The sequence below is a fragment of the Paralcaligenes ginsengisoli genome (assembly GCF_054781135.1).
Map to the genome: position 1 here is coordinate 115,823 of NZ_BAAGUZ010000003.1, position 16,715 is coordinate 132,537.

The window sequence follows — 16,715 nt, forward strand, 5'->3', positions numbered from 1 at the left end:
TTGTACGGTTCGAGCAGGTTAAAAGAGGTCAGACACCATGTTCAATGACAGGATACAGAAGTTTGCGCTGAAATGCCCGCAGTGACAACGCCCTGTTCGGGCGGTGCAAAGTGTGGTGAGGCGTGTTGGCTGTGGGCAGGGCATGCCGGGCTTGGCGCGGATCGGCGGCCAATTGCGTGCTGCGGCTTGCCCTGGCAGGCCGCAGCAGCGTCGGTCTTAAATGCGCTGCGTGGCCTGCAGTGCCCGGATGCGGGCTGCGATGGGGGGGTGCGAGGCAAAGATGGCGCTGATGGCCTGGCCGCCGGAAATACCCGAGGCCTGGAATGTTTTCGGCAGCTCTCCGGCCTCGACTCCGCCCAGGCGCGCCAGGGCGTGAATCATGGGTTCGCGCGAACCGAGCAGCCGCGCCGAGCCCGCATCGGCACGGTATTCGCGTTGGCGTGAAAACCAGGCCACGATGGTCGATGCCAGAATGCCGAAAATCAGCTCGCACACGATAACCGTCGCGTAATAACCCAGGCCAATGTCTTTGTCGTTCTTGAGCAGGACACGGTCCACGAAATACCCGACGACGCGCGCCAGGAACACCACAAAGGTATTGACCACGCCCTGGATCAGGGTCAGGGTAATCATGTCGCCGTTGGCGATGTGAGAGACTTCATGACCGAGCACACCGGCGACTTCTTCTTCGGTCATGCTTTCGAGCAGACCCGTCGATACGGCTACCAGGGCATCGTTCTTGAACGCGCCGGTGGCAAAGGCATTGGGAGCTCCTTCATAGATTGCGACCTCGGGGCGCCCGATACCAGCGCGATCGGCCAGTTGGTGAACGGTGTCGACCAGCCAGGCTTCCCGCGCATTGGCCGGGGCCTGCGGGTCGATGACGCGTGCGCCGGTGCTGGTTTTGGCCATCCATTTGCTGATCAGCAGGGAAATGATCGATCCCGTGAACCCGACCAGTGCCGAAAAAATCAGGAGTTGCGACAGGTTCAGGCCGTTGGCGGTCAGGTAGCGCCCGACCCCCAGGACGTTCATGGTGGCGCTGAGCACCACCATGACGGCGATGTTGGTCAGCAAGAATAAGAATACTCGTTTCATGGTTCAGGATCCCCCTGCGATTGAAGCTACTGCCTTGGACATGTTCATATGGAGGCCAGTTCTTGCATTTAAAGCCCACAACGCAAAAAATAGCCATGTTGCGGAGTATAGTATCGACTTTCTGGATTTAAATTTGAACTTCGGTTGACCACATGCAGTCTCTCTGGATGTTATTGGCTTGCGTCATGTTTGCAATCATGGGGGCCTGTGTAAAGGTAGCGTCCGATTTTGGCGCCTCTTTGTCTGAAGTGGTGCTGTTTCGCGGGATCCCCTCCATTATTTTCCTGTTCGTGTGGGCCAAGTTTTACCGCCGAACCATAGCTCCCAGCAGTTGGAAGCTTCACTTCTGGCGAAATGTCTCCGGTGTGACCTCGATGTGGCTCGGTTTCTACGCCCTGGCGCACTTGCCGCTGTCGACCGCCATCAGTCTGAATTACACCGCACCCCTGTTTATTGCCGGCTGGATGCTCGGCTGGGGCGGCTCGCAGCGCGACCCGGTTCGGATCCTTGCCGTTCTATTCGGTTTCCTGGGGGTTGTGGGGGTCTTGCGTCCCAGCATTGAACACGATCACTGGCTTGCCGCGATTCTGGGTCTGGGCGCGGGGGCGTTCTCGGCGGTGGCCATGATGCAGATTCGGGAATTGGGCCGGGTCGGCGAGCCCGAGTGGCGCACCGTGCTGATATTTTCCAGTTGCGTCTGCGCCAGCAGCCTGGTCGGGCTGAGTTTCGGCGGCTGGCGTCCCCTCAGTTGGGAAGCGTGGCTGGCTTTGTTCGGGATCGGATCGTCGGGCATGATAGGCCAACTGGCGATGACGCGCGCATTTGGCCTGGGTTCGGCCTTGTTGACGGCGGCCCTGCAGTACACCACAATTATCTTTGCCGCTTTGCTGGGCGTTGCATTTTGGGGCGATCGGCCCGATGCCATTGCCTGGGGGGGCATGGCGCTTATTATCGCTTCAGGCTTGCTGTCCATTTGGCGCACAGTTAGTGAAGACCGCATCATGCGGGGCACGACGATGCAGTCGGCAACGGCAAGCAGTATTGATTAAAAGGATCCGTAGTGTTCAATTTGCTTATCGGCGCGGCCGAATTACAGGCGGGCATTCAAACCGGGCAATGGCTGATTTTCGATGTCCGCCACGATCTTAAAGATCACCAGGCGGGGCGCCGCGCCTACGAGCAGGGCCATATACCGGGTGCAATTTATCTGGATCACGAAAGCCGTCTGTCGGCCCCGAAAACCGGGCGCAATGGCCGTCATCCGCTGCCGGAATTCGCCGATTTTGCGGCACTCATGCAGGCCTGCGGCCTGACTGCCGCGTCGAAAGTGGCCATATACGATGCCGATACAGGCATGTTTGCCGCTCACTTATGGTGGATGCTGCGCTGGCTCGGGCATGAGCAGGTGGCGGTTCTCGATGGCGGGTGGCGTGCCTGGCTGGCCGGCGGCGGTCCAGTCCAATCCGGCACGAACGATGAAAAAGCCATTGAAGCCCAGTCCGTGCGCGGCATGGGCGCCGCAGGCGGTCCGGCCATGCCTGTGGTCGATGCCGACGGGGTGCTGGCCAATTTGCACAAGCCTGTATTTACGGTGATCGATGCGCGTGCCGGCAACCGTTACGCGGGCGAGGTCGAACCCATGGATCCGGTTGCCGGGCATATACCGGGAGCCCTGAATCGGCCCAATACCCTGAATCTGCAGGCCGATGGGCATTTCAAGGCGCCGGCGGTGTTGCGTGCCGAGTTCGATGCATTGCTGGAGGGGCGGCCCGCAAACCAGATCGTGCATCAATGCGGCTCCGGCATTACCGCCTGCCATAACCTGTTTTCCATGGAGTTGGCCGGATTGAAAGGCTCGGCGCTTTATCCGGGCTCGTGGAGCGAGTGGTGCAGCGACGCTTCCCGGCCGGTTGCCCGGGGCTCGGCCTGATTCCCGGCGGCTGTGGCGCCGGGGGGGTTAACGCCCGGTGTCCATCAGGCGCCGATACCATTCGTGGAAGTGCATCATGCCATCTTCCATCGGCGACTGGTAAGGGCCGGTTTCGTTGGTGCCTCGCAGCATGAGCGCCTTGCGGCCGGCATCCATGCGTTCGGCGATTTCATCGTCTTCGATGGCGGTTTCCATGTAGGCGGCGCGCTGTGCTTGAACGAATTCACGCTCGAACGCGGCAATGTCTTCGGGGTAATAGAACTCGACAATGTTCACGGTTTCTTGCGGGCCGACCGGATGCAGCGTGGACAGCACCACCACGTGCGGATAAAGTTCGATCATGTGGGTTGGAAAATAAGTAACCCATACCGCTCCGAATTCGGGGGCATCGCCGGCACGGTACTCGAGCAGGCGGTCGTGCCAGTCTTTGTACACACCGGTGCCGGGTTGCGTCAGGGCCTTGTGCACGCCGACCCGCTGGGCGCTGTACCAGTCGGAAAATTCCCAGCTTAAATCGTTGCAGGTTACGAACTGGCCCAGGCCCGGATGAAAAGGGCCTACATGGTAGTCTTCGAGGTAGACCTCGATAAAGGTTTTCCAGTTGTATCGGCAGCGATGAATTTCGACATGATCGAGCACATAATCGGAGAAATCGAACTCCGGCCGATGAAACAGGGCCGCCATGTCGTGCGCAGGGTTGCGCGCCCCTTCGAACAACAGGCCGTGGCAGTTCTTGAGCGTGAATTTTTGCAGATTCGAGCAAGGCTTGTTGTCGAAATGAGGGGCGCCTATCAGTTGGCCCTGCTGGCTGTATGTCCATCGATGCACCGGGCATACGATATTGCCGCCGGTATCGCGCAGGTTGCCGCTGGATTTCTGTGGGTCGGTCACATTGCCGGCTGCCCCGCCCAGCATGATGGCTTGGCGATGGCGGCAGACATTGGACAGCAATTCAACCCCTAGAGCGTTGCGCACCAGTACGCGGCCGGCGTGCTCGTGCGGCAGCGTACGCCAGTCGCCGACTTCGGGAACAAGTTTTTCGTGCCCAACGTACAGAGCAGAGTTTTTGAAAATGAGTTCTTGCTCGCGGGCAAAAATGGCTTCGTCAAAATAACTGCTGACCGAAAGTTGCGTACGTGCGGGCGCCAAATGCGCCACCCGACCGATGTCGGTCATGATTCCCCCCGCCAGGAAAAAACCAGGCCTGCACATCCGGTCTGGTGCGAAGAAAAAACGGATTGGCCGATGAAATAAGTTAAGGAGAGGGATTGTACCCTAAATTTTCTCTTATAAAACAAGACCTATCCCCAATATGGCGGCACATGCGGCGGGCATCTCGTACAATCACGGAAGGGCTTGAAACCCATGCGGCATTTGCCGCACTCCTATTTCTGGATAAGCACGATGGTTGATAAAAATTCCACTCCCGGCGAGAAGCCAGGCAAACCCTCCGCCGGTACGGCGTCGACGGGTGCGACTGCGCTTCCTCAGGATTTCGAAACGGCGCTGGCTCAGCTCGAGGCTTTGGTGGTGCAAATGGAAAACGGCACGCTGGCGCTTGACCAGTCGCTGGCCGCCTATGAAAAAGGTGTGGAACTGGCGCGAATTTGCCAGCAGCGTCTTGATGCCGCCGAACAGCAGGTCCGTGTTTTGCAGGACAACCTGCTCAAGCCACTGGTCGATAGCGCCAGCGATGGCGAGGGTTGAGCATGGGCGCCAAGCACCTTGAGTTTTCTGCCTGGCTGGCCGCGCGAGTCCAGTATACCGAGGCGATGCTCGGGCGCGTCCTGCCCGAGGCCGACGCTGTACCGGAAACCCTGCATCAAGCCATGCGGTACGCTGTTTTGGGCGGTGGCAAGCGTGTACGCGCGGCGTTGGTGTACGCCGCGGGCGAAGCCTGCAAGCCGGTCGGCACCGCCACGACAGCCCAGGATATGGCGCTCGATCATGCGGCGGCAGCGGTCGAGCTGATTCATGCATATTCATTGGTACACGACGATTTGCCCTGCATGGACGACGACGCTTTGCGGCGCGGCCGGCCCACGGTCCATGTGCAATTCGACGAGGCTACGGCCATGCTGGCGGGCGATGCGCTGCAGCCCCTGGCGTTCGAGCTGCTGGCGCAAATGCCGATTGCTCCGGCCTTGATCGTGCAGGCTGTGCAAATACTGGCACATTCGGCGGGAAGCATGGGCATGGCCGGGGGGCAGGCGATTGATTGCAGCAATGTAGGCAATACGCTGTCGCGCGAGCAGCTGCAAACCATGCACAGCATGAAAACCGGTGCCATGCTGGGCGCGAGCGTGCTGTTGGGCGGTATCGTTGCCGGAGCCAGTTCCACCACCCGCGACGGGCTGGAATCGTACGCGGCTGCCATCGGCCTGGCTTTTCAGGTGGTGGACGACATCCTGGATGTCACGTCCGATACGGCTACACTTGGAAAAACGGCCGGCAAGGATATGGCCGAAAACAAGCCGACCTATGTTTCATTGATGGGCCTGGACGCCTCGCGCCAGTTGCTGGAAGTCTTGCGGGCGGAAGCGCACGCCGCCTTGTTGCCGCTTGGGACGGCCGGGGTCCGGCTGGGCGAAATAGCCGACTACATCGTAGGCCGTGATCATTAGCAATGCCGGGGTTTTTCCCTGTGCGCATCAGGCTTGCGCCATAAGTTCTAGAATAATGGGTGCGGCACGATGCCCGCACCGCTTCTTTGTCCCCGGGATTGCCATTAGGCGTTCGCTGTCAATTTACCTATTTGTATGACTACTGTCTCGCTCGATCAAATTCAGTCGCCCGCCGATCTGCGGCCATTGGGGCGTCGTGAGCTTAAAGAAGTCGCGGCGCAGTTGCGCGAGTTTGTGCTGCAGTCGGTTTCCAGGACCGGCGGCCATCTGTCGTCCAACCTGGGCACGGTGGAACTGACCATTGCTTTGCATCATGTGTTCAACACGCCCGATGATCGTATCGTGTGGGATGTAGGGCATCAGTCCTATCCTCATAAAATATTGACCGGGCGGCGCGAGCAGATGGGGCGCTTGCGGCAAATGGGTGGAATGTCGGGCTTTCCCAAGCGCAGCGAGTCCGAATACGATGCGTTTGGCACGGCGCATTCTTCGACCTCGATCTCGGCGGCCTTGGGCATGGCGGTAGCGTCGCGCAATCTGGGGCTGCAGCGCCAGCACATCGCCGTCATCGGCGACGGCGCAATGACGGCAGGCATGGCCTTCGAGGCCCTGAATAACGCGGGAGTTACCCAGGGGGTCAATCTGCTGGTGGTATTGAACGACAATGACATGTCGATTTCGCCGCCCGTGGGGGCGCTCAACCGTTATTTGGCCCGATTGCTGTCAGGCGGGTTTTATGCCGCCGCCAAAAACGTCGGGCGAGCCGTATTGCAGCATGTGCCGCCGGTTCTCGAGCTGGCTCGCCGCTTTGAAGGGCATGCCAAAGGCATGGTGTCCTCGGCAACGCTTTTCGAGGAACTGGGTTTCAACTATGTAGGGCCCATCGATGGGCATGATCTGGATGCCCTGGTCCCTACTCTGGAAAATCTGCAGGCTTTGGGTGGTTTGCAGTTTTTGCACGTCGTCACCAAAAAAGGCCAGGGCTATAAGCTGGCCGAGGCCGATCCGGTGTTGTATCACGGCCCTGGAAAATTCGATCCCAGCATCGGCATACAGAAATCCAAGGTGCCTGCCAAGCAGACCTTTACCCAGGTATTTGGCCACTGGCTGTGCGATATGGCCCAGGCTGATGAGCGGCTCTATGGCATTACTCCCGCCATGCGTGAAGGCAGCGGCCTGGTCGAGTTCGAGCAGCGTTTCCCGGCCCGGTATTTCGACGTCGGTATCGCTGAACAGCACGCTGTTACATTTGCGGCAGGCCTGGCGTGTGAAGGGCAAAAACCGGTTGTGGCTATTTACTCCACTTTTCTGCAGCGCGGATACGACCAGTTCATTCATGACGTGGCCTTGCAGAATCTGGATGTTACGTTTGCGCTGGACCGGGCGGGCATCGTAGGCGCCGATGGCGCAACGCATGCCGGGAACTACGATATTGCCTTTTTGCGCTGCGTGCCCAATATGGTGGTGGCAGCCCCGTCCGACGAAAATGAAGCCCGTTTGTTGCTGAGTACCTGTTTCCAGCATCCTGGACCGGCTTCCGTGCGTTACCCTCGCGGCGCCGGGTGCGGTGCTCAGGTTGTGGCCGGGCTTGAAACCGTCGAGATAGGCAAGGCCGTGCTTCGGCGCGCCGGGCGCCGCATCGCCATTCTGGGGTTTGGCACGCTGGTGCAGCCTGGCTTGCAGGCGGCCCAGGCCCTGGATGTCAGCCTGGTCGATATGCGCTTTGTCAAGCCGCTCGATGAAGCCATGCTGCGGTCGCTGGCCGCCACACACGATGCCTTTGTCACGCTCGAAGAGGCTGCCGTCATGGGGGGGGCCGGAAGCGCGGTGCTTGAGTTCCTCAGCGCCGAGGGTATCGATCTCCCAGTACTGCAGCTTGGCTTGCCCGACCGGTTTATCGATCATGGTGAGCAGGCCGTGTTGTTGCAAGGCCTGGGACTGGACGCGGCGGGAATCGAGGCCTCGATTCGCGGGCGTTTTTCGACACTGCTGGAGCTCGCATAAGCTTATTGCTCGATTTCCCAGAGTGGCTTGTGGTGTAATGTCCTAATACCATTAGGGTTTTAGGGTGATATCCAATCCGCGCATTCCATAATGGAAAACTTGTCTATTTGGTCAAGACCCAGCCTGGGCTGAGCGTCTTTTAGGTTGTTACTATGAATTCTCTGATTGATCCTGCGGTTGCCATGCCAGATGTACAGAGCAGCGTCGATACCCGGCATTTGCCGATCCAGCGCGTGGGCGTGCGCGGTGTGCGCCATCCCATGTTCGTGGCGGGCGCCGATGGGCAGGCTATGCCCACCGTGGCAACCTGGGAGCTCACTGTTGCCTTGCCGCCCGAAGAAAAGGGTACACACATGTCGCGTTTCGTGGCCTTGCTCGAGCAGCATCGTGCCACCGCCATGACACCGGCGTTGTTTTGCGATATGGCGCAAAGCATGCTGTTGTTGCTGCATGCCGAAAAGGGCGATATTGCGGCTTCGTTCCCGTATTTCATCAACAAGGTGGCCCCGGTTTCGGGAGTGGCAAGTCTGATGGATTACGAGGTCAAGTGGATTGCCCGCGTGCAGTCCAATGGCGCTGTCGAGTTCGAACTGTCGGTGCTGGTGCCTGTCACCAGCCTGTGCCCGTGTTCCAAGGCCATTTCCGAGTATGGAGCGCATAATCAGCGTTCGCATGTCACCGTCAACGTCGTATTTGCCGGCCGCGCCGACGTCGATCTCGATGGTTTGATCCGTTCGATCGAAGCCCAGGCTTCGTGCGAGCTTTGGGGCTTGCTGAAACGTGTCGATGAAAAATTCGTTACCGAGCGTGCCTACGAAAACCCTAAATTTGTTGAAGATCTGGTGCGGGATGTCGCGGTACAGATTAAAAATGTTGCTGGCATGCAACGCTTCAGGATCGAGGCTGAAAACTTTGAATCCATACACAACCATTCGGCTTATGCGGTGGTTGAAGGGTAGTTTTGCTTGTCCCCAAGATGATTCCATTATGAACTGCCCGCCCCAGGCGTGCTAGAATAGCTGGTTTCTTGCTCGACTCTTCGCCTATTTGCGGGGGGCGGGCTGCCCCTTCCGGTAGCTGTAAGCACAGCGCATTGCGTGTCGATGCCGCCGGAAGATATCCTTAAGGAGTGTAGTTTTATGCGTCACTACGAAGTAGTGTTTATTGTGCATCCCGATCAAAGCGAGCAAGTGCCTGCCATGGTCGAGCGCTATCAATCGGTTGTTACCGGTAATGGTGGCCAGGTGCACCGTTTCGAAGACTGGGGTCGCCGCCAACTGGCTTACCCTATCCAGAAACTCGTCAAAGCCCATTATGTATGCTTGAACATCGAATGTGGACAGACCACGCTCGACGAGCTCGAACATTCGTTCCGCTATAACGATGCGGTGCTTCGTCATTTGGTCATCAAAACCAAAAAGGCTCAAACGACTCCGTCCATCATGATGAAGTCGGTTGAACGCGAAGAGGCGCGCAAGGCAACGGCCGAAGCTGCACCGGCAACGCAAGCGGAATAATTTTGCCTTTGTTCCGGGTTGCAGCGTGAATCAGGTCGTCATGACCGCCACGGCTCTGGAGGTCAAGCCTCTCAGATATACCCCAGCGGGTTTGCCGGCGATCGAGATGGTGCTGAATCACGAATCGGAAGTTCAGGAGGCAGGCCATCCACGCCGCGTCGAACTGGTACTTTCCGCCGTAGCCCTGGGCGACATTGCCTTGTTGTTGGCCGATACGCCACTAGGTGCCGCCTTGTCGATAGAGGGTTTTTTGGCCCCGACCCGAAAAGGCTCGAACAAAGTGGTTTTGCATATACAGCAGGCAAACCGGATTTTTGCTGGCGGCGCCACGGCGCTGGTTTAGCTGAAATCCACAGGCAAATTCAAACAGTGCGAGTCGCCTGGCGATTCGATGCATAGTAAATATTGATTGGGGCGTAAAGCTCCGAAAACTCAAGAGGCACATTATGGCTTTCTTCAAAAAGAGCAAAGAAAAACGTAAGTTCACCCAGCAAAATCCGCTGTTCAAACGCCGCAAGTTCTGCCGTTTCAGCGCTGCTGGCGTCGACGAAATCGACTACAAAGACCTGGATACCTTGCGCGATTTCATCCAGGAAAACGGCAAAATCATTCCTGCCCGCTTAACCGGTACCAAGGCTCACTATCAGCGCCAGCTCGACACCGCGATCAAGCGTGCCCGGTTTCTGGCCCTGTTGCCTTACACCGATAACCACAACTAATCCGGGGCTATAGTCATGCAAGTTATTCTGCTTGAAAAAGTTGTCAATCTGGGTAATCTCGGTGAAGTCGTGCGTGTGCGCGACGGCTATGCCCGCAATTACCTGATTCCTCAAAAAATTGCCCGCCGGGCTACCGATGCCGCCTTGAAAGAATTCGAAGCCCGCCGTGCCGAGCTCGAAAAAATTCAGGCCGAAAAATTGGCTGCCGCGCAATCCGCCGGCGAAAAGCTTTCGGGCCTGACGCTCAAGATTTCGCAAAAATCCGGTGTTGACGGCCGTTTGTTCGGTTCGGTTACCAATATGGATATCGCCGTCGCTTTGCATAAAGAAGGTTTTACGACAGTCGAGAAATCGCAGATTCGTTTGCCCGACGGCTCACTCAAGGCCATTGGCGAATACTCGGTTCAGGTGGCGCTTCACGCCGACGTAGTGTCCGACATTACTGTCGTGGTGCAAGGCGAAATGGCTTAAGTGTCCGTTCGATGACGCGTCGCCCGGCCGAGTGCGGGGCGTTCGTTATCGCTTGCCTTTACTGAAAAGCCGGTGTAAACCGGCTTTTCTACTTTCGTCTTCCCGCTTATATCGAGGTGCTGATTTTGGATAGCAAAACTACAGGCGGCGATCCGCAACTGGATTATTTACGCGTACCGCCGCACTCGGTCGAGGCAGAGCAGTCTGTGCTCGGCGGCCTGTTGCTCGATAACGCCGCCTGGGATCGAATCACCGATGTGCTGGGCGACGAGGATTTTTATCGTTTCGACCATCGCATTATCTGGCAGCATATTTCGCGGCTGATCGGCCTGGCTCGGCCGGCCGATGTGGTGACGGTCAACGAGTCTTTGGCCAGCGCGGGCAAGGCCGACGAAGTAGGGGGCCTGGCATACCTGAATGCCCTGGCGCACAACACGCCTTCGGCGGCCAATATACGGCGCTATGCTGAAATCGTGCGCGAACGCTCCATGCTGCGCAAGCTGGTGTCGGTGGCCGACGAAATTTCGGCCGCCGCCTTTAACCCGCAAGGCAAAGAAGCCCGTCAGCTTCTCGATGAAGCCGAGTCGCGAGTGTTCCAGATCGCCCAGGAGGGTTCGCGCGGTGTGTCGGGCTTTCAGGACATTCAGCCTTTGCTGACGCAAGTGGTGGAGCGCATCGACGAGCTTTATCATCGCGAAGGCGGCTCGGATATTACCGGCGTACCAACCGGTTTCACCGATCTGGATCGCATGACCTCGGGCCTGCAGGCGGGCGATCTGGTGATTGTGGCGGGGCGGCCTTCAATGGGTAAAACGTCGTTCTCCATGAACATCGGCGAGCACGTCGCCATTGAGCAAGGCTTGCCGGTGGCGGTGTTTTCCATGGAAATGGGCGCCGTTCAGCTGGCCATGCGCATGGTCGGCTCGGTAGGCATGCTCGACCAGCAGCGCATGCGTACCGGCAAGCTGACTGCCGATGATTGGCCGCGCCTGACGCATGCCGTGCAGCAGGTGCAGGAAGCGCAAATCTATATCGATGAGACCCCGGCCCTGAACTCCATGGAGGTTCGGGCGCGTTCCCGGCGCCTGGCGCGCCAGTGCGGGCAGCTGGGCCTGATCATCATCGATTATATGCAGCTCATGTCGGCCAATTCGTCGGGTGAAAATCGGGCGACTGAAATTTCGGAAATCAGCCGTTCCTTGAAGGGCCTGGCCAAAGAGCTGAATTGCCCGCTGATTGCCTTGTCGCAGCTTAACCGCAGCCTGGAGCAGCGGCCCAACAAGCGCCCCGTCATGAGTGATCTGCGTGAGTCGGGGGCTATCGAGCAGGACGCCGACCTGATCCTGTTTATTTATCGCGATGAAGTCTACAACCCCGATTCGCCCGATAAAGGTACCGCTGAAATCATCGTCGGCAAGCAGCGTAACGGCCCGATAGGCAGCGTACGCCTGACCTTCCAGGGGGCAAGTACCCGGTTCCTGAATTTCAGTACCGGCATGAATTGATTCCAAGGTGCGGTGGCCCTTGCGGCCACCATCTGGCTTCAACTCAGGATGTGCGCGCCGGGGCCAGGTGCTTGCTGTGCGGCTTGGCCGCCGCCGGCCGGCGGGCGTAGGCTCCCGCTATGACTGCGCAAATGATCAGCTGTGTTTGATGGAAGATCATCAGGGGCAGCACGATGGCGCCTACGGCATGCCCGGCAAATAGAATGTTGGCAATGGGAATTCCACTGCTGAGGCTCTTTTTGGAGCCGCAAAATAGCAGGGTAATCCGGTCTTCGAGCTTGAACTTGAAGATGCGCCCCATCAATAGGGTAATACCCAGCACCAGGGATAGAAGCACAACGGAAATGACCACGAGCGAAATCAGCGCCGACAATGGGGTGTTGGACCATAGCCCGCCTATCACCGCCTCGGAAAACGCCGTGTAGACCACCAGTAGAATCGATCCCTGGTCGACGACCTTCAGCAAGGCATTGTGCCTGCTTACCCATTTGCCTATCCATGGCCGCAGAATCTGCCCAAGCACAAACGGCAGCAGCAATTGCAGCATGATTTTTCCTATGGCATCGAAGGAAATGGGAGCGCTGCCGGCTCCGCCTCCGCTCATGACCAGGCCCACCAGCAGCGGGGTCAGGAATACGCCCAGCAAGCTGGATGCGGAGGCGCTGCACACGGCGGCCGGCACATTGCCACGCGCAATCGATGTAAAGGCAATTGCCGACTGAACGGTGGCCGGCAGGCAGCACAAAAACAGAATGCCCAGGTAGAGTTCATGCGTGATAAAGGGCGATACCAGCGGCTTGGCCAGCAGCCCCAGAATGGGAAAAATAACAAAAGTGGCGGAAAAAATGGTGAGGTGCAGGCGCCAGTGCGATGCTCCGGCCACGATCGCATCGCGCGACAATCGTGCGCCATGCAGGAAAAACAACAGCGCGATAGCGATATTTGTGGCCCATTTGAATACGCTGGCCCCTGTCCCATGAGCGGGCAGGAAACTGGCCAGGACGATGGCAATCAGCAGTTTGATTAAAAATGGGTCTATGGAAAAGCGCGATTTCATAAAGTAGGAAAAGAAAGGAAAGTTCAAGTCAAACCGCATCGTAGCCAATCTGTCGATGGACCGCAAAACGTTGCGAGTTGTGCAGCCGGGATCAGGCGCGGGTCTTTGTTTGTGTCATGGCAAGAGCCATATCGTACGCGGCGCGCAGCGAGCTGGGGTCGGCTATCCCCTGGCCGGCGATGTCGAAGGCGGTTCCATGGTCGACGCTGGTGCGCACGAATGGCAGTCCGACCGTGACATTGACCCCTTGATCCACCCCCAGGTATTTGACGGGAATCAGGCCCTGGTCGTGGTATTGCGCCACCACGATATCGAATTCTCCCCGGCGGGCCCGCATAAAAATAGTGTCTCCAGGCCATGGGCCGCTTGCATTGATGCCTTCGGACCGGGCCTGTTCGATGGCCGGGCCTATGATGTCGATTTCTTCTCGCCCGAATCGCCCGTTTTCTCCCGCATGGGGATTCAGGCCTGCCACGGCAATCCGCGGAGCAGGGATACCCGCTTGCCGGCACGCGTGGTCGGCAAGCCTGATCGTATTGATCTCATTGTCAAAATTGATGTGCCGGCCAACTTGGGCGAGCGCCAAATGGATTGTTACCAGTATGACTCGCAGTTCCAGGTTGGCCAGCATCATGGCGTAGTGCTGTGTCCGGGTGCGCTCAGCCAGAATTTCAGTGTGGCCCGGATAGTCGGCGCCACCGGCCTGCATGGCTTTTTTATTGAGAGGAGCGGTCACTATGGCGCGCAGGCGCCCCAATTGCGCATCGTCGATGGCATGGCACAGGTATTCGTACGCGCCGCGGCCTGCTGCCGCGCTGATCTGGCCCAGGGGCAGCTTGGCTGGCAAGGCGTTCCAGCGATTGCAGACGGGTATGCAGCCTGCCTCGCAGGCAAGCGGGTCGGGGTCGGAAAGTTCCTTGATTCTGAGCTGGCCTTTCAAGTTCAAGCGGCCCAACGTGGCATCCAGCATGCCCGCATCGCCATAGACAATGGTGGGCACCGGCAGCCCGGCGGCAAACAGCTTGACGATGATCTCCGGCCCGATGCCGGCGGCATCGCCCAAAGTGATTCCTATGGGAGCGCGCGAAATGTCTGTCATGAGAAATAAGATAGGAAGAAAAACCCGGGCCTTGCGCCCGGGCATATTCGCTGCAGTGTACGCCTACAAGGCCTCGCTGGCATAGTCGGCCAGTCGTGAACGTTCACCCCGTTGCAGGGTAATGTGTCCGGCATGCGGCCAGCCCTTGAAGCGGTCGACGACATAGGTCAGCCCCGAACTGCCTTCGGTGAGATAGGGCGTGTCGATTTGCGCTATGTTGCCCAGGCACACGATTTTCGTGCCGGGGCCAGCCCGTGTGACCAGCGTTTTCATTTGCTTGGGCGTCAGGTTCTGGGCCTCGTCTATGATGAGGAACTTGTTCAGGAAGGTTCGGCCGCGCATGAAGTTGAGCGACTTGACCTTGATGCGCGAACGTATCAGTTCCATGGTCGGGTTCTTGGACCAGTCCTGTCCGGCCGTGTTCGGAGCAATCTCGTTATTGCCGGCGCCCAAGTGCAGGACTTCGAGATTGTCTTCAAGAGCACCCATCCAGGGCAGCATTTTTTCTTCTTCGGTGCCGGGCAGAAAGCCTATATCGTCGCCCACCGGTACGGTGGCCCGGGTGATGATGATTTCGTTATAGCGTTTGGTTTCCAGCGTTTGCGTGAGCGCGCTGGCCAGGGCCAACAAGGTTTTACCCGTGCCCGCCTGTCCCAGCAGCGAGACGAAGTCGCAATCGGGATTCATGAGCAGATTCAGGGCAAAGTTCTGTTCGCGGTTGCGGGCGGTGATTCCCCAGACATTGTTTTTCCCGTGGCTGTAGTCGCGCAAGGTGGCCAGTACGGCGCTTTTGCCGCTGACTTCCTTGACCTGCGCGTAGAGGGGCAGCTCGCCTTCGAAGTAGACGAATTCGTTGACGATGAATTCCCCGCATAGCGGACCCTTGATGCGATAGAAGGTGGTGCCGCCCTGTTGCCACGATTCGACGTCCTTGCCGTGCTTGGCCCAGAAGTTTTCCGGCAGAGGCAAAACCCCGTCATACAGCAGATCGGAGTCGTCGAGAACGTGGTCGTTGTAATAGTCTTCGGCGTGCAGGCCCAGCGAGCGCGCCTTGAGCCGCATATTGATGTCTTTGGACACCAGGATGACCTGCCGTTTGGAAAACAGGGCTTGAAGAGCATGCACGACATTGAGAATGACGTTGTCGGCCTTGCCCAGCGGCAGTTCTATGGGAAGATCCGCATTCATTGCGGTTGTCTGGAAATGCAAGGAACCCAGGGCCTCTACATTGCCCAGCGCGTCCAGGGCCAGCCCTTTTTGCAGGTCGTTGGAATTGCCGACCAGGCCATCCAGCGTGCGGCTGACCTGGCGAGCATTGCGAGCCACTTCCGACATGCCTTTCTTTTGATGATCAAGCTCTTCGAGCACGATCATCGGCAGGAAAATGTCGTGCTCTTCAAATTTGAACAGGGAGTTCGAATCGTGCAGCAGTACATTGGTGTCGAGCACGAACAGTTTGCGCCGGGCCACGGGAAGGCGGGTTTTCTTCTTGGGCTTGAGCAGTGTGATCGGGGCAGCGGCCGGTTCGACGGTTGCTTTGACTCGGGAAGTTGCCGGTGCGGTGGCTTGCCTGGCTTGAGGCACCGCGGTTAAAGGCGCAGGGACGACAAACGTATCGGATTCGATGTCGGCATCGATGTCGATTTCGGCATCGTTGCTGGAAGCAATCAGGGTCCCCAGACGTGTGGGCAACTTGGGTAGCGGCATAAAGTATCTGCTCCTGAACGTTTAAGATAAAGTGTGTAAAGTACCGCACGCTCCGCTAGGCAATATTGCGGACCGCCTGCAAAACCTCATTGATATGGCCGGGTACGCGCAACCCGCGCCATTCTTGTATAAGCACTCCGCTGGCGTCGACTAAAAATGTGCTGCGTTCGATGCCACGTACCTGTTTACCGTACATGTTTTTCATTTTTATGACATTGAATAACTGGCATAGCGTTTCGTCGTCATCCGAAATCAGTGCAAAAGGCAGATTTTGTTTTTCAGTGAAACTGGCGTGCGATTTAAGAGAATCGCGCGAGATGCCTATGACCTGACAATTGGCCGCCACGAAATCCTGGTGGCGGTCCCGAAAATCCTGGGCCTCGGTGGTGCAGCCCGGCGTATTGTCCTTGGGATAGAAATAAAGAATTGCCGAGCGGCCCTTGAGTTCGTCGGGGCTGACCTCGCCTTGTGTGCTGAGTGCCTTGAAATCGGGCAGGGGCCTGCCGACAGTTGCATGAGTCATAGGGGGGCATCCTCGTGAGGTAAAAGGGCAACGACGACACGGCGCCCTTCGGCCATTAATATGTTGTAGGTGCGGGCAGCCGCCTGGGTGCTCATGGATTCGACTCCAATACCCAGCTTCAGCAGGCCTTGCGTTACGTGTGGGGGTAAAAAATGCTGTTTCAGGCCTGTGCCGATCAGAATCACTTCGGGGGCGCCCGGCGGTTTTTGCGGCGCGGCATCGGCATCCAGGAACGCCATGGGGTCGGCGGTGAAGCTGCTTAGGCCAGCTACTTCGCGCAGCAGGCTGGCGCTGATGTCGGCGACGGTTTTTACGGCCCAGGGTTTGATTTCTCCCTCGGGAGCAAAATAAACGGCGTGCTCATACGAGACTTCGTTAATTTCGATGTAGTCGTGCCCGTAGGCGGTTACGGTGTTCAGGGCAGGATTGGTTTCGGTCTGCAGTTGCACAAAAAAACTCCC

The 16,715-nt window shown here is 58.0% G+C and carries 18 protein-coding genes; 11 read left to right on the top strand and 7 right to left on the bottom strand.

Going from position 1 to position 16,715, the window contains the following annotated elements:
* Nucleotides 1-216: 216 nt before the first annotated feature.
* Complete coding sequence (gene htpX / locus ACYVIS_RS03110) at nt 217-1,098, bottom strand: protease HtpX (RefSeq protein WP_232744253.1); 882 nt, start codon at nt 1,096-1,098, stop codon at nt 217-219.
* A gap of 152 nt (nt 1,099-1,250) precedes the next feature.
* Here htpX and ACYVIS_RS03115 point away from each other — a divergent pair, with 152 nt between their 5' ends.
* Entirely contained in the window at nt 1,251-2,147 is an 897-nt protein-coding gene (locus ACYVIS_RS03115) for a DMT family transporter (protein WP_232744252.1), read from the top strand.
* 11 nt (nt 2,148-2,158) lie between these two features.
* Nucleotides 2,159-3,028 carry a sulfurtransferase gene (locus tag ACYVIS_RS03120; protein WP_232744251.1) on the top strand — a complete coding sequence of 290 codons (870 nt, stop codon included), beginning with the start codon at nt 2,159-2,161 and terminating at the stop codon, nt 3,026-3,028.
* A 27-nt stretch (nt 3,029-3,055) separates the two neighbouring features.
* Here the strand turns inward: ACYVIS_RS03120 and ACYVIS_RS03125 are convergent, their stop codons facing one another.
* Complete coding sequence (locus ACYVIS_RS03125; protein ID WP_232744250.1) at nt 3,056-4,204, bottom strand: aromatic ring-hydroxylating oxygenase subunit alpha; 1,149 nt, start codon at nt 4,202-4,204, stop codon at nt 3,056-3,058.
* Between the two features lie 228 nt (nt 4,205-4,432).
* On the opposite strand from ACYVIS_RS03125, the gene ACYVIS_RS03130 reads away from it, so the two are divergent.
* The 9 genes from ACYVIS_RS03130 (at nt 4,433) to ACYVIS_RS03170 (ending at nt 11,868) form a co-directional block, all read left to right on the top strand.
* Nucleotides 4,433-4,735, top strand: a complete 303-nt coding sequence (locus tag ACYVIS_RS03130) for an exodeoxyribonuclease VII small subunit (protein WP_232744249.1) — start codon at nt 4,433-4,435, stop codon at nt 4,733-4,735.
* A gap of 2 nt (nt 4,736-4,737) precedes the next feature.
* Nucleotides 4,738-5,652, top strand: coding sequence for a polyprenyl synthetase family protein (locus ACYVIS_RS03135; protein ID WP_232744248.1), 915 nt, complete (start codon nt 4,738-4,740; stop codon nt 5,650-5,652).
* Between the two features lie 135 nt (nt 5,653-5,787).
* Entirely contained in the window at nt 5,788-7,656 is a 1,869-nt protein-coding gene (gene dxs / locus ACYVIS_RS03140; RefSeq protein WP_232744247.1) for a 1-deoxy-D-xylulose-5-phosphate synthase, read from the top strand.
* 152 nt (nt 7,657-7,808) lie between these two features.
* Complete coding sequence (gene folE2, locus ACYVIS_RS03145) at nt 7,809-8,615, top strand: GTP cyclohydrolase FolE2 (RefSeq protein WP_232744246.1); 807 nt, start codon at nt 7,809-7,811, stop codon at nt 8,613-8,615.
* A 180-nt stretch (nt 8,616-8,795) separates the two neighbouring features.
* Entirely contained in the window at nt 8,796-9,173 is a 378-nt protein-coding gene (gene rpsF, locus ACYVIS_RS03150) for a 30S ribosomal protein S6 (protein WP_232744245.1), read from the top strand.
* 40 nt (nt 9,174-9,213) lie between these two features.
* Complete coding sequence (gene priB, locus ACYVIS_RS03155; RefSeq protein WP_232744623.1) at nt 9,214-9,516, top strand: primosomal replication protein N; 303 nt, start codon at nt 9,214-9,216, stop codon at nt 9,514-9,516.
* 103 nt (nt 9,517-9,619) lie between these two features.
* Nucleotides 9,620-9,892 carry a 30S ribosomal protein S18 gene (gene rpsR, locus ACYVIS_RS03160; protein WP_232744244.1) on the top strand — a complete coding sequence of 91 codons (273 nt, stop codon included), beginning with the start codon at nt 9,620-9,622 and terminating at the stop codon, nt 9,890-9,892.
* 15 nt (nt 9,893-9,907) lie between these two features.
* Entirely contained in the window at nt 9,908-10,363 is a 456-nt protein-coding gene (rplI, locus tag ACYVIS_RS03165) for a 50S ribosomal protein L9 (protein WP_232744243.1), read from the top strand.
* A 122-nt stretch (nt 10,364-10,485) separates the two neighbouring features.
* Complete coding sequence (locus ACYVIS_RS03170) at nt 10,486-11,868, top strand: replicative DNA helicase (RefSeq protein ID WP_370636004.1); 1,383 nt, start codon at nt 10,486-10,488, stop codon at nt 11,866-11,868.
* A 43-nt stretch (nt 11,869-11,911) separates the two neighbouring features.
* Here the strand turns inward: ACYVIS_RS03170 and ACYVIS_RS03175 are convergent, their stop codons facing one another.
* From ACYVIS_RS03175 to ACYVIS_RS03195, 5 genes are all read right to left on the bottom strand, one after another.
* Nucleotides 11,912-12,925, bottom strand: coding sequence for a bile acid:sodium symporter family protein (locus ACYVIS_RS03175; RefSeq protein WP_232744241.1), 1,014 nt, complete (start codon nt 12,923-12,925; stop codon nt 11,912-11,914).
* 91 nt (nt 12,926-13,016) lie between these two features.
* Nucleotides 13,017-14,024 (bottom strand): 4-hydroxythreonine-4-phosphate dehydrogenase PdxA, encoded by a 1,008-nt coding sequence (gene pdxA, locus ACYVIS_RS03180; RefSeq protein WP_232744240.1) that lies wholly within the window; start codon nt 14,022-14,024, stop codon nt 13,017-13,019.
* Nucleotides 14,025-14,087: 63 nt separating this feature from the next.
* Nucleotides 14,088-15,731: a PhoH family protein gene (locus tag ACYVIS_RS03185; protein WP_232744239.1), complete on the bottom strand. Its 1,644-nt coding sequence runs from the start codon at nt 15,729-15,731 to the stop codon at nt 14,088-14,090.
* Between the two features lie 55 nt (nt 15,732-15,786).
* Nucleotides 15,787-16,254, bottom strand: a complete 468-nt coding sequence (locus ACYVIS_RS03190; protein ID WP_232744238.1) for a peroxiredoxin — start codon at nt 16,252-16,254, stop codon at nt 15,787-15,789.
* Nucleotides 16,251-16,703, bottom strand: coding sequence for an Mth938-like domain-containing protein (locus tag ACYVIS_RS03195; RefSeq protein ID WP_232744237.1), 453 nt, complete (start codon nt 16,701-16,703; stop codon nt 16,251-16,253). The genes ACYVIS_RS03190 and ACYVIS_RS03195 overlap by 4 nt, the downstream gene beginning before the upstream one ends.
* Nucleotides 16,704-16,715: the final 12 nt, after the last annotated feature.